The organism is Lichenibacterium dinghuense (genome assembly GCF_021730615.1).
Lineage (GTDB): Bacteria > Pseudomonadota > Alphaproteobacteria > Rhizobiales > Beijerinckiaceae > Lichenihabitans > Lichenihabitans dinghuensis.
Map to the genome: position 1 here is coordinate 2,740,952 of NZ_JAJLMN010000001.1, position 12,435 is coordinate 2,753,386.

A 12,435-nucleotide genomic window follows, 5' to 3' on the forward strand; every position below is an offset into this window, starting at 1 on the left:
GGAGGGCGCGGGCCATATGGCGACTGGACGCAGGCGGGACGCGGGGAGACGGCCGGGGATGGCAGGGGCGATGGACGACGGCGATGCGGGGCCGGCCGGGGCCGGACCGACGGCGGCCGACTTCCGCCACCTCGCGGACGCCATCCCGCAGCTCGCCTGGATCGCCGACGGCGAGGGCTCGATCTTCTGGTACAACCGCCGCTGGTACGACTACACCGGGACCACGCTCGACGAGATGCGGGGCCGCGGCTGGGCCAAGGTCCACCACCCGGACCACGTGCTTCACGTCGTGGAACGCTACAATGCGGCCTTCTCGCGCGGCGACACCTGGGAGGACACGTTCCCGCTGCGGCGGCACGATGGCGCGTACCGGTGGTTCCTGTCGCGCGCCGAGCCGCTGCGGGACGGGGCCGGCCGGATCGTGCGCTGGTTCGGCACCAACACGGACGTGACGGAGTCGCGCGAGGCCGAGGCCGCGGTGCGCCGCTCGGAGGAGCGGTTCCGCACGCTGATCTCGGCCTCGGCCGACCTCATCTGGACCGCGGGTCCGGACGGGGGGCTGATCCCGCCGCTGCCGACGTGGCGGGCCTACACGGGCCAGACCGAGGCGGACTACGCGGGCTGGGGCTGGCTCGACATCGTCCACCCCGACGACCGCCTGCGCGTGACCGACCTTTGGCAGGAGGCGCTGCACAGCCGCACGCTGTTCCACGCCGAGTTCCGCCTGAAGCGGCGGGACGGCGAGTGGCGCTACTGCGAGGCCCGGTCCGCCCCCGTGCTGTCGACCGACGGCACCGTGCGCGAATGGGTCGGCGTCAACGCGGACATCACCGAGCGCCGCCGCGCCGAGGAAGCGATGCAGGACGCGAAGGAGCTGGCCGAGAGCGCCAACCGCGCCAAGAGCCAGTTCATCGCCAACATGAGCCACGAGCTGCGCACGCCGCTCTCGGCCGTGATCGGCTACAGCGAGATGCTGGCCGAGGAGATCGAGGACATCGGCGAGACCGAGCTGCTCGGCGACGTCGGCAAGATCGAGTCCTCGGCCCGCCACCTGCTCGGGCTCATCAACGACGTGCTCGACCTGTCGAAGATCGAGGCCGGCCGCATGACGGTCGAGGCCGTGGACTTCGACGTGGCCGCGATGGTGGACGAGGTGGCCGACGCCACGGGCTCGCTCGTCGCCAAGAAGGGGAACCGCCTCCGCCTCGACCTCGCGGCGGACCTCGGCCGCATGCATTCGGACGAGCTGAAGGTCCGGCAGTGCCTGATGAACCTCGTGTCCAACGCGGCCAAGTTCACCGAAGGCGGCGAGATCGCCCTGCGCGCGCGGCGCGCCGGCGACGTCGTCGCCTTCGAGGTCGAGGACAGCGGCATCGGCATGACGCCCGAGCAGGTGGGGCGGCTGTTCCAGCGCTTCACCCAGGCCGACGAGTCGACCACGCGCCAGTTCGGCGGCACCGGGCTCGGCCTCGCCATCACGCGGGCCTTCGCCCGCAAGCTCGGCGGCGACGTTTCCGTGCGCAGCGAACCCGGCCGCGGCTCGTGCTTCCGCCTGGAACTCGCCGCGCAGGTGCGCTCCGACGACGGCGGGGCCGCCGCGGTGTCGCTCCAGCCCGAGCCCGCGCCCCCCGGCGCCCCCGCCGCCGAGGCGGGCGCGCGCATCCTGGTCGTCGACGACGACGCGGCGGCCCGCGACCTGCTGGCACGCTTCTTGAAGCGGGAAGGCTTCGCCGTCACCGGCGCGGCGGACGGGCAGGCGGGGTTGACGCTGGCCCGCGCCCTCCGCCCGCAGGCCATCCTGCTCGACGTGGAGATGCCGAAGATGGACGGCTGGTCGGTGCTCCACGCGCTGCGCCAGGATCCGGCGCTGGTCGACACGCCGGTGGTGATGGTGTCCGTGAAGAACGAGCAGAGCCTGGCCTACGCGCTCGGCGCCACGGACTACCTCCTCAAGCCCGTCGACTGGGACCGGCTGAAGCGCGTGGTGGAGCGCGTCCACCCCGGCAAGGACGGCACGGTGCTGGTGATCGACGACGACGCCGGCGCGCGCGAGCGGATGCGCTTCGCGCTGGCGCGCGCGGGCTGGACCGTGGTGGAGGCGGAGAACGGACGGCAGGCGCTGGAGCGGCTCGACGGCGTCGCGCCGAGCCTCATCCTGCTCGACCTGATGATGCCCGTGATGGACGGCTTCGCCTTCCTGAAGCGCCTGCGCCAGCGCCCCGACGGAGGGCTCGTCCCGGTGGTGGTTTTGACCGCCAAGGATGTTACACCGGACGAAAGGGCCCGCCTCGCCGGACAGGCCGAACGGATCATCAGCAAGGGCAGCCTCAGCCTGCCCGACCTCGCCCAGGAATTGCGGGACCTCATCCCCGCGGCCGGGCGATAGGGACACATCGTCGGAGATCGTTGCATGCGCATATTGCTCGTCGAGGACCACGAGGAGATCTGGGACTTCCTGTCCCGGCGGCTGCGGCGGCGCGGCTTCGAGGTCGTGCTCGCGGCCGACGGCCAGGAAGGGGTCGACAAGGCCGGCTCGGAGTCGCCCGACATCATCCTGCTCGACATGAACCTGCCGATCATCGACGGCTGGACGGCGGCCTCGATGATCAAGGCGGAGTCCAAGACGGCCCACATCCCCATCATCGCCCTGACGGCCCACGCCATGTCGGGCGACCGCGAGAAGGCCATCGCGGCCGGCTGCAACGACTACCACCCGAAGCCGGTCGACTTCTCCCGCCTGCTCGCCCAGATCGAGGCGCTGGGCGGCAAGGCGGCCCCGGCGCGGGCCTGACGCGTGACCGAGGCCGCCGCGGCGCCCCGCTCCGGCTTCCTCGCGGGGCTGCAACGCCTGCTGGAGCGGCGGGTCGACCACGACGGCGCCGCCCCCGCGCTCGAGATCCCGCCGACCGCGGCACCCCCGGTGGGCGGCGCGGCCGACGGGGGCGACGTCGGGCGGCGCGACCGCCGGCTGCGGCTGCCGCAGGAGATCCTCGACCGCAGCCTGTCCGCCAAGGTGCTCGACGGCTGGCTGCAGAACCGCCACCAGGTGCTGGTGCCGCTGACGTTCCGGCTCGGCCGGCTGGAGGCGGGCGACGTGGCGGTGCTGATGCGCTTCACCGCGACGGCGCTTCTCAACGCGTCGAAGGCCGACGAGGCGGCCCGCCGCGGGGTCGAGCGCTGGCTCGGGGAGGTGGGGGCGGCGGGCGCGGCGATCGCGCAGTTCCGCGCGGCCCTCGACGCGCCGGAGCCGCTGAGCCGGCTCGTGGCCGCGGTGCGCGAGCGCGATCTCGCCCCCTACGCCTACGCGGCCGCCGTGGTGGCGTCCGACGCGCGCGACCCCGCGGGCCGGCTCTTCGCCAACTTCATCGCGGCGCGCCTCGCGCTGCCGGCCGACGCCGTGCGCTCGGTGGACCGCCGCTACAGGCGGTGAGCGGGGATCAGGGGTGCTCGACCGCCGACGCCATGGCGGCGGCGGCCCGGCCGGCCTCCTCGGCCCCGGCGATCCCGTTGAAGAAGGCGTTGAGCGCCACCGCGGCCACGGCGGCGAGCAGGATGCCGGATTCGAGGAGCGGGTGCAGCGCGTCCGGCATGGCGCGGAAGAAGGTCGGGGCGACGATCGGGATCATGCCGAAGCCGACCGACACCGCGACCACGAACAGGTTCCTGGAGTTGCCCGCGAAGTCCACCGCGGTGAGGATGCGGGCGCCGGTGGCGGCCACCATGCCGAACATGACGAGGCCCGCCCCGCCCAGCACCACCTGGGGCACGGCCTCGACCAGGGCGCCCATCTTGGGCAGGAGCCCGAGCACCAGCATGACGACGCCGCCCGCCACCGTGACGAAGCGGGAGCGCACGCCCGTCACCCCGACGAGGCCGACGTTCTGCGAGAAGGACGTGTAGGGGAAGGTGTTGAACACGCCGCCGATGACCGTGCCGAGGCCGTCGGCGCGCAGGCCGCGGGTGAGGTCGGCGGGGCCGATCGGCTTGCCGGTGATCTCGCCGAGGGCGAGGAACATGCCGAGCGACTCCACCATCACAACCATCATGACGATGCACATGGTCAGCACCGGCACGGGGTGGAAGCTCGGCACCCCGAAGCGGAACGGCACGACGAGGTCGAACCAGGGCGCGCCCGCCACCTTGTCGAAGTGCATGATGCCGAGCGCCGCCGACAGCGCCGCGCCCGCCACGATGCCGAGCAGCACCGACACGTTGGCCACGAAGCCGCGCCCGAACCTGATCAGCGCCAGGATGACCAGGAGCACGAAGGCCGAGACGCCCATGCCGGCCAGCTGCCCGTAGGTGGGGTTGGCGAAGGCGCCCGGCACGCCGTCGACGACGCGCGTCACGGTGGGCAGGCCTCCGCCCGCCCAGTTGATGCCGACCCGCATCAGCGACACCCCGATCACCAGGATGATGGTGCCGGTGACCACGGGCGGGAACAGGGGCAGGAGGCGGCTCACGAAGGGCGCGGCCAGCAGGGCGAAGAGCCCGGCGCCGATCACGGCGCCGTAGATGCCGAGGAGGCCGACCTCGGGCGTCGCCGCCATGGCCAGCATGGGGCCGACCGACGCGAAGGTGACGCCCATCATCACCGGGAGCCGGATGCCGATGCCGGGCAGGCCGAAGCTCTGCACCAGCGTGGCGAGCCCGCCCGCGAACAGGTCGGCGCTGATCAGGAAGGCCACCTGGTCGGGCGGCAGGTTCAGGGCGCGGCCGACGATCAGGGGCACCGCGACGGCGCCGGCATACATGACGAGGACGTGCTGGACGGCGAGGGGCAGCAGGCGCGACGGCGGCAGGCGCTCGTCAACCGCCGCGGCGGCCGGCGCGACGGGCGGCAGAGCGGCGAAGGGGGCGGTCACCATGGACATGGGCGCTCTCCGGGCTGGAGGGGTCAACCCGGAGGTGCAAAGCGCGTGCCGATCGGGCGCGGCCGCCCGATGCCCTCCCGTCAGCGGCGGACGACGACGGCCGGCTCGCGCCTGGCGCGCGTTTCCGCGCTCCCGTGCGGGAAGCATCTGGACCCGTTTCTCCGGACGTAGCGTCCGTCCACCCTGGTGCGGCCGTACGCCCTGCCGCCGTCGCCGCTGGCCGCGGCGGGCGAGGCCAAGGCCAGAGCTGAAGCCGGCGCCGCGGCTGGGAGCGTGAAGGCGCGCACGGGAGCTCTCGGGAGGCGAAGAATGGTCCGCCGGCGGAATGCGGCGGGGAGCCTCCCGCGTCCCGTCCGCGGCGACGCACCGCGCCCGGGCGCGGCGCCGGCCGGTCAGCCCTCGCCGCGCCCGGCCTCGGTGATCTCGCTCAGCGCGGCCTGCAGGCTGCGGCTGTCGACCAGGAGCTTGCGCGACACGTCGGCCAGCGTCACCCAGCCGGCGACGGCGCCGCGGTCGTCGAGGACGGGGAGGCGGCGGACGTGGTTGGCCGCCATCAGGTCCATGGCGACCTGCAGCTCGTCCGTCTCGCGGCAGGAGATCATCGAGCGGGACGCGACGTCGCGCACCAGCGTGGCGTTGGGGTCGAGGCCGGCCGCCACCACGCGGAACAGCAGGTCCCGGTCGGTCACGACGCCTTCGAGCGCGTCCGGCGTGCCGACCGGGAGGGCGCCGACGTCGAGCTCGCCCATCAGTTCGGCGGCTTCCTTCACCGGGGCGTTGCCCGCGATGAACTCCACCACCGTGCTCATCACCTCAGCGACTCTCACGCCCCCGCCCTCCGTCTCAGGGGCCGGACGGTAGCACGGGACGCGCGCCCGCGCGGCGTCCGCGTCAGCTCCGCCCGTCGAGCTTCCACACGAAGACTTCGCGGCCGTTGTGGGCCTCGGCGATCTTGACGTGGTGGGCCGGGCCGACGCCGGGATGCTCGCGCAGCATGCGCTTGGCCACGTCCTTCACGGTGCTGAGGTGGCCGAGCTCGTGGTGCGTCGCCAGGAGCTGCGCCGCGCCGACGGTCCGCCGCCAGATGGTGATCTCGTACAGCATCGGCCCGACAAACGGCACGCCCCGCCGGCTGTCAACGCGCGGCGCTCCTCAGGTGGAGAGCCGGCCGTCGATGGTCGGTGACTGTGCCGTTTGGATGCCGAAGCTGGATCTATTCCATTTCCACCTTGCATCGACTGCAATCGAGCTGCGCCCGTCGCTCGATCGCCGCGCTTCACCCCTTGAGCGCGATGGCGCCGACGAGCCGCCCGTAGTCGGGCTCGCCGCGATGCGTCGCGCGGCGGTAGGAGAAGAAGCGGGCCTCGTCGGCGTAGGTGTCGAGCGCGAGGTCGACGACGCGGCCGATGCCGGTGCCGCGCAGCCGGTGGCAGATGAAGCCCGGCAGGTCGAAGCGGTGGTGCCCGGCGCGGGGCGAGGGCGCGAAGAAGGCCTCATAGGTCGCGTCCCGCTCCGCCACGCGGGCGCGGAACTCCGGGCCGACCTCGTAGGACGCGGCCGCGATGGTGGGGCCGAGCACGGCCGCGATGCCGGCGCGCGTCGCGCCGAGCCCCAGCATGGCCTCGACGGTGGATTCGAGCACGCCGAACACCGCGCCCTTCCAGCCCGAATGGCAGGCGCCGACGACGCCGGCCTCCGCGTCGGCCAGGAGCACGATGCCGCAGTCCGCGCCCGTGACGGCCAGCGCGAGCCCCGGCGTGCGGGTGGCGAGCCCGTCGCAGCGCGGCCGGTCCTCGTGGCCGAACGGGGCCGAGATCGCGACCGCGTCGGGCGAATGGACGAGGTGGGGCAGCACGAGGTGGTCCGCCGCGACGCCGAGCGCCTCCGCCATGCGGCGGCGGTTCTCGATCACGCTCTCGCGCGCGTCGCGCGAGCCGATGCCGCCGTTGAGCGAGGCGTAGATCCCCGTCGAGACGCCGCCCTCGCGCGTGAAGAAGCCGTGCGCGATCCGGGGATCGCCGAGCGCCGGGGCGGAGATGGGCCGGAGCGTCATGGCGGTGGAACCTCGAAGCCGGGCGGGACGGGGAGGGAGGGCGAGGCGATCGCCAGGACCTTGAACAGCTCGCCCATGCCGGGGCGCCCCGCCGTGCCGGGCGTGGCGAGGCGCTCGGCCGCGGCGTCGATCGCGGCGGCCTGCTCGGGGGTCGCGCGCGCCTTCAGCGCGGCGGCGCGGGCGCCCAAGCCGAGCGCGCGCAGGAAGGCGCCCTGCGGCAAGGGCCCGTGCACGGCGGCGCCGGCGCCCTCGGCCGCGCGGCGCAGCCCGCCGAAGTCGACGTGGGCCGACAGGTCGGCGAGGCCCGGCTCGGCCAGGGGATCGGTGAAGCCGTGGCGGCGCACGGCCTGCAGCGTTTCGGCGAAGGCGGGCTTGGCATAGCCATAGTCGATCACCAGCGCGGCGCCGCCGTCGCGCGCGATGCGGGCCGCGAGCCCCTTGGCGAGCCCCTGCGCGACGAGCCCCACCTCCAGCACGGCCCCGTCCGGCGCCTCGACCCGGATGGCGGGCTCGGGCTCGGGCGCGAGGCCGAAGCTCAGCGCGTCGCCCGCGAGCCCGACGAGCCGCTGCCGCCAGCCGCCCGGGGTCTTCACGTAGTGGCGCACCGGCAGGGCGTCGAAGAACTCGTTGGCGATCACGATGGCCGGGCCGGGCGGCACGTCCTCGACGCCCGCGTGCCAGGACGCGGGGACGCCGCAGCCGTCGAGCGCCCGGCGCTGCGCGTCGCGCAGCGCCGGGCTGGTCTCGACGAGGTGGAGGTCGAGCGCCGCGAACAGGGGCGGCACGCGGCGCAGGGCGCGCAGCGCGTCCGCGAGCAGGGTGCCGCGGCCGGGGCCGAGCTCGACGAGGCGCAGCCGGTCGGGCGCGCCCATGGAGGCCCAGACCGCCGCCGCCCAGGCGCCGACGAGCTCGCCGAACATCTGGCTCGTCTCGGGGGCCGTGGTGAAGTCTCCGGCCGCGCCGAAGGGGTCGCGGGTGAGATAGTAGCCGAGGGTTGGGTGGCCGAGGCACAGCGCCATGTAGCGGTCGACGCCGATCGGCCCCCCGTCGAGGATCAGGGCGCGGATCTCGTCGCCGAGGCGGCTCGTCATGCCGGAGCGCCGGCCCGGCCGGCGCGCCGCCGCGGGCGCAGCGCCCAGGCGATCAGCGCGACGCCGACGGCGAGCAGCGGCAGGCTCAACAGCATGCCCATGGTGGCGCCGCCGAACAGGAAGCCGAGCTGCGGGTCGGGCTGGCGGAAGAACTCGGACGCGATGCGGGCCAGGGCGTAGCCGGCGGCGAAGAGCCCCGTCGACAGGCCGGGGCGCTTCAGCGCGCCGAGGCGGATGGCGACGAAGAGCAGCACGAACAGGCCGATGCCCTCCAGCCCCGCCTCGTAGAGCTGGCTCGGGTGGCGGGGCACGGGGCCCGCGCCGGGGAACACCATGGCCCAGGGCACGTCCGGCGCCTCGCGCCCCCACAGCTCCGGCTTGATGAAGTTGGCGATGCGGCCGAGGAACAGGCCGATCGGCACCACGGCAGCGACGCCGTCCGCCACCGACAGGAAGCGCACGCCCGCGCGCCGGGCGAAGATCGCCATGCCGACCACAGTGCCGATCAGGCCGCCGTGGAACGCCATGCCACCGTTCCAGGCCGCCACGATCTCCAGCGGGTGTTCGAGGTAGTAGCCGGGGTTGTAGAACAGCACGTAGCCGAGCCGCCCGCCGAGCACGATGCCGAGCGCCACGTAGACCACGAGGTCGTCGATCGACAGGGGCGTCGGGTGGCGGACGTCGCCCCACAGCCGGTCGGCCGCGCAGAGCCGCTTCATGTAGAACCAGCCGAGCACGATGCCCGCCACGTAGGCCAGCGCGTACCAGCGGATCGGCAAGGGCCCGAGGTCGACCAGCACGGGGTCGATCACCGGGTAGGGGAGGACGAACAACATGGGGGCGACATGCCCGCGGGGCCGGGGCGGCGTCAAGGCGGCGGGCCCGAGGAGGGGGCCTCCCCCCGTTTCTGAACAGGCCGGCCGACGCCGGCGGGCCCCGTCGCACCGGCCGCGGCCCTTCTCGGCGCCGCGAGCCCGCCTCCGGCCCGCGCCTCACCCCTCGATCAGCGAGCGGATCTTGGCGCCGAGCTCGTCCATGGCGAAGGGCTTGGTGAGCACCGCCATGCCGGGTTCGAGGTGGCCGTTGCCGACGGCCGCGTTCTCGGCGTAGCCGGTGATGAACAGCACCTTCAGGTCGGGCCGCAGCACGCGCGCCGCGTCCGCCACCTGGCGGCCGTTCATGCCGCCCGGCAGGCCCACGTCCGTGATGAGGAGGTCGATGCGCCCCGCGGTGGCGAGCACCTTGAGGCCCGAGGGGCCGTCCTCGGCCTCGACCGCGCCGTAGCCGAGGTCCGACAGCACGTCGGCGACCAGCATCCGCACCGTGGGCTCGTCGTCCACCACCAGCACGGTTTCCCCGGCGGCGGCGCGCGGCGCCCCGCCGTCGCGCCCTTCGGCGGCGGGGCGGCCCTCGCCCTCGCCGTAATGGCGGGGCAGGTAGATGCACACCATCGTGCCCTCGCCAGGCTCGGAATAGATGCGGACCTGCCCGCCGGACTGCCGCGCGAAGCCGTAGATCATCGACAGGCCGAGGCCGGTGCCCTGGCCGAGCGGCTTGGTGGTGAAGAAGGGCTCGAAGGCGCGGGCCACGATGTCGGGCGCCATGCCGGTGCCGGTGTCGGACACGCAGACCGACAGGTACTGGCCCGGCGGCAGGTCGCGCTCGCGCGCCGCGCGGTCGTCCATCCACTTGTTGCCGGTCTCGATCGTCAGTCGGCCGCCGTTCGGCATGGCGTCGCGGGCGTTGATGGCGAGGTTGAGCAGCGCGTTCTCGAGCTGGTGCGGGTCGACCAGCGCGGTCCACAGCCCCGCCATGTCGACCGTCTCGACCGTGATGGCCGGCCCCACGGTGCGGCGGATCAGGTCCGCCATGCCGTGGATCAGGCGGGTGACGTCGGTGGGCCGCGGGTCCAGCGTCTGGCGGCGCGAGAAGGCGAGCAGCCGGTGGGTGAGGGCGGCGGCGCGCTTGGCCGCGCCCCCGGCCGCGACGAGGTAGCGGTCGAGGTCGTTCAGCCGCCCCTGCGCGACGCGCTTCTGCAGCAGGTCGAGGCTGCCCGAGATGCCGGTCAGCAGGTTGTTGAAGTCGTGGGCGATGCCGCCCGTGAGCTGGCCCACCGCCTCCATCTTCTGCGACTGGCGCAGCAGCTCCTCGGCCCGCATCAGCTCGGCGGAGCGCTCGGCGACGCGCTGCTCCAGCGTCTCGTTGAGGGCCCTGAGCGCGGCCGCGGCGCGGTCCCGCTCCGCTTCCACGGCGCGGCGCTCCTCCACGTCGATGAGCACGCCGGGGAAGCGCAGCGGCGTGCCGTCCGGCCCGTGGTCGACGCGGCCGTTGGCCTCGATCCAGCGATAAACGCCGTCGGCGCGCCGCACGCGGTACTGGTGCGCGTAGGCGCCGCCGCGCGCGACCGCCGCGTCGATGGCGGCGGCGAGGCCGGCGGCGTCCTCGGGGTGGACGGTCTGCACCACCTGCTCGAGGCTGAGCCCATCGCGGCCGAGCGTGGGGTCGAGCCCGAAGGTGCGGGCGAAGGCCTCGTCCACGGTGAAGCGATCGGTGGGCAGGTCCCAGACCCAGGTGCCCACGATGGCGCCCGCGCCGAGGGCGAGCTGCACGCGCTCCGCGTGTTCGCGGACCAGGGCCTCGCTCGTCCGCAGGGCGGCCTCGGCCCGCTTGCGCTCGGTGACGTCGCGGAACAGCACCGACACCTGCCGCCGGCTCGCCGGCTCGACGCGGGCGGCCGACACCTCGATGTGGCGCGCCACGGCCACGAACTCGCGCTCGAAGCGCACGGGCCGGCCGGTGCGCAGGACCTCGCCGTAGAGCTCCACCCACTCGTCGGCCTGGGTCGGGGCGATCTCGCGCAGCGTCCGGCCGACGATGTCGGCGATGCCCGTGTGCCGCTGGTAGCCGGGGTTGGCTTCGACGTGGACGTAGTCGCTCAGCGGCCCGTGCGGCCCGTCGAAGAACTCGATGATGCAGAAGCCGTCGTCGATGGCCTCGAACAGGGCGCGGTAGAGCCCCTCGCTGCGGGCCAGGGCCGCGTCGGCCTCGCGCCGCTCGGTGACGTCGCGCGCCGCGCCGGAGAAGCGCAGGGGCCGGCCGGCGTCGTCGCGCTCGATCTCGCCCGTGCGGGCGATCCAGCGCAGCGCGCCCGTGTCGGCGCGGCGGATGCGGTACTGGACGTCGCGCAGCACGTCGCCGCTGCGCCGGCTTTCCGCGCTCGACATGAGGCCGGCGTCGTCGGGCAAGACGAGGCTCTCGAAGGCGCGCGCCGGATAGCTGTCCCGCACCGGCAGGCCGTAGAGGCGGCAGAACTCCGGCGTCGGCGCGACGAGGTCGTCGGCCACGTCGGTCGTGAACAGGCCGACGCCGCCGGCCTCCTGGGCGCGCCGCAGCCGCGCCTCCGAGTCCCGGAGCGCGCGCCCGGCGAGGTGCTCGGCCGTGCGGTCGCGCACGATCTTGATGAAGCCGAGATGCGCCTCGTCGGCGCCGCGCAGCGGCATCATCTCGCCGGCCGCGAACAGGCGCGAGCCGTCGCGGCGCAGGTGCCAGCGCTCGTCGCTGGCCCGGCCCTCGGACAGGGACAGAGCCATCTCGGTCGCGGCGCGGCCGATGGCGCGGTCCTCGGGCGTGAAGATGCGCTCCACCATGTCCCCGACCATCTCGCCGGCCGGCCAGCCGAAGACGCGCTCGGCCCCGACGTTCCAGTCAGTCACGCGCCCGTCGCGGTCGGTGACCATCACGGCGAATTCCACCGCGCTGTCGAGGATGGCGCGCAGGCGCGCCTCGCTGGCTTCCAGCAGGCGGCGGCTGCGGCGCCAGCCGGTGACGTCGAGCTGGCTGCCGAAATGGTAGAGCAGGGTGCCGTCGCGGTCGAAGACGGGGCTGATGAACAGCTCGTTGAAGAAGGGCGTGCCGTCGCGCCTGTAGTTCAGGATCTCGACCGCGACGTCGCGCCGGGCCGCGATCGCGTCCCTGATCTCGGCGATCTGGGCGGGGTTGGTATCCGGGCCCTGCAGGAAGCGGCAGTTGCGCCCGACGAGTTCCGCGGCGGCGTAGCCCGACAGCTCCTGGAAGGCCCGGTTGGCGAAGACGATGGGGTCGTCCGGCCGGTTCGGGTCGGTCAGGATCATCGGCATCCGCGCCTTCTCGATCGCGGAGAACAGCTCGTCCCGCCCGGCGGGCATCGGAGCCCCTGCATCGGCGGGGGCGCGGCCGGCCGCGCCCGCGACCTCCGCGCGCAGGCGGGCGACCTCGGCTTCGAGCTCGGCCTCGCGCCGCCGCAGGCGCGCGATCTCGTCCGCGCTCACGGCGCCGGGCGCCGGGCCGGACAGGCCTTCCCGCCGATGGGGGCTTCGCGCGCGACGGATCCGCTCGGCTCGGGGGCGTGCGGGGCGGCTGAAGGGACAGCAGGCAGCAT

General features: G+C 74.2%; 10 protein-coding genes. 3 read left to right on the forward strand and 7 right to left on the reverse strand.

Annotated elements, in window-relative coordinates:
- Window positions 1-70: 70 nt before the first annotated feature.
- From L7N97_RS13135 to L7N97_RS30265, 3 genes are read left to right on the forward strand one after another with little or no spacing between them, the layout of a single operon-like run.
- Window positions 71-2,386: a hybrid sensor histidine kinase/response regulator gene (locus L7N97_RS13135; protein ID WP_237478765.1), complete on the forward strand. Its 2,316-nt coding sequence runs from the start codon at window positions 71-73 to the stop codon at window positions 2,384-2,386.
- A gap of 24 nt (window positions 2,387-2,410) precedes the next feature.
- Complete coding sequence (locus tag L7N97_RS13140) at window positions 2,411-2,791, forward strand: response regulator (protein WP_237478767.1); 381 nt, start codon at window positions 2,411-2,413, stop codon at window positions 2,789-2,791.
- Window positions 2,792-2,794: 3 nt separating this feature from the next.
- Window positions 2,795-3,430, forward strand: a complete 636-nt coding sequence (locus L7N97_RS30265) for a DUF533 domain-containing protein (RefSeq protein WP_237478769.1) — start codon at window positions 2,795-2,797, stop codon at window positions 3,428-3,430.
- 7 nt (window positions 3,431-3,437) lie between these two features.
- Here L7N97_RS30265 and L7N97_RS13150 read toward each other — a convergent pair whose 3' ends face one another.
- From L7N97_RS13150 to L7N97_RS13180, 7 genes are all read right to left on the reverse strand, one after another.
- Entirely contained in the window at window positions 3,438-4,874 is a 1,437-nt protein-coding gene (locus L7N97_RS13150) for a nucleobase:cation symporter-2 family protein (protein WP_428980992.1), read from the reverse strand.
- 392 nt (window positions 4,875-5,266) lie between these two features.
- Entirely contained in the window at window positions 5,267-5,701 is a 435-nt protein-coding gene (locus tag L7N97_RS13155; RefSeq protein ID WP_237478771.1) for a CBS domain-containing protein, read from the reverse strand.
- 64 nt (window positions 5,702-5,765) lie between these two features.
- Window positions 5,766-5,978 (reverse strand): hypothetical protein, encoded by a 213-nt coding sequence (locus L7N97_RS13160; RefSeq protein ID WP_237478772.1) that lies wholly within the window; start codon window positions 5,976-5,978, stop codon window positions 5,766-5,768.
- 172 nt (window positions 5,979-6,150) lie between these two features.
- The gene (locus L7N97_RS13165; RefSeq protein ID WP_237478773.1) at window positions 6,151-6,927 is read right to left on the reverse strand and encodes a purine nucleoside phosphorylase YfiH/LACC1 family protein; all 777 of its coding nucleotides are present in this window, start codon (window positions 6,925-6,927) and stop codon (window positions 6,151-6,153) included.
- Window positions 6,924-8,018 (reverse strand): class I SAM-dependent methyltransferase, encoded by a 1,095-nt coding sequence (locus L7N97_RS13170; protein WP_237478774.1) that lies wholly within the window; start codon window positions 8,016-8,018, stop codon window positions 6,924-6,926. The genes L7N97_RS13165 and L7N97_RS13170 overlap by 4 nt, the downstream gene beginning before the upstream one ends.
- Window positions 8,015-8,854 carry a prolipoprotein diacylglyceryl transferase gene (lgt, locus tag L7N97_RS13175; RefSeq protein WP_237478775.1) on the reverse strand — a complete coding sequence of 280 codons (840 nt, stop codon included), beginning with the start codon at window positions 8,852-8,854 and terminating at the stop codon, window positions 8,015-8,017. Before lgt ends, L7N97_RS13170 begins: the two co-directional genes overlap by 4 nt.
- 156 nt (window positions 8,855-9,010) lie before the next feature.
- On the reverse strand, window positions 9,011-12,325 hold the full coding sequence (locus L7N97_RS13180; RefSeq protein WP_309242796.1) for a PAS domain S-box protein: 3,315 nt from the start codon (window positions 12,323-12,325) through the stop codon (window positions 9,011-9,013).
- Window positions 12,326-12,435 lie beyond the last annotated feature (110 nt).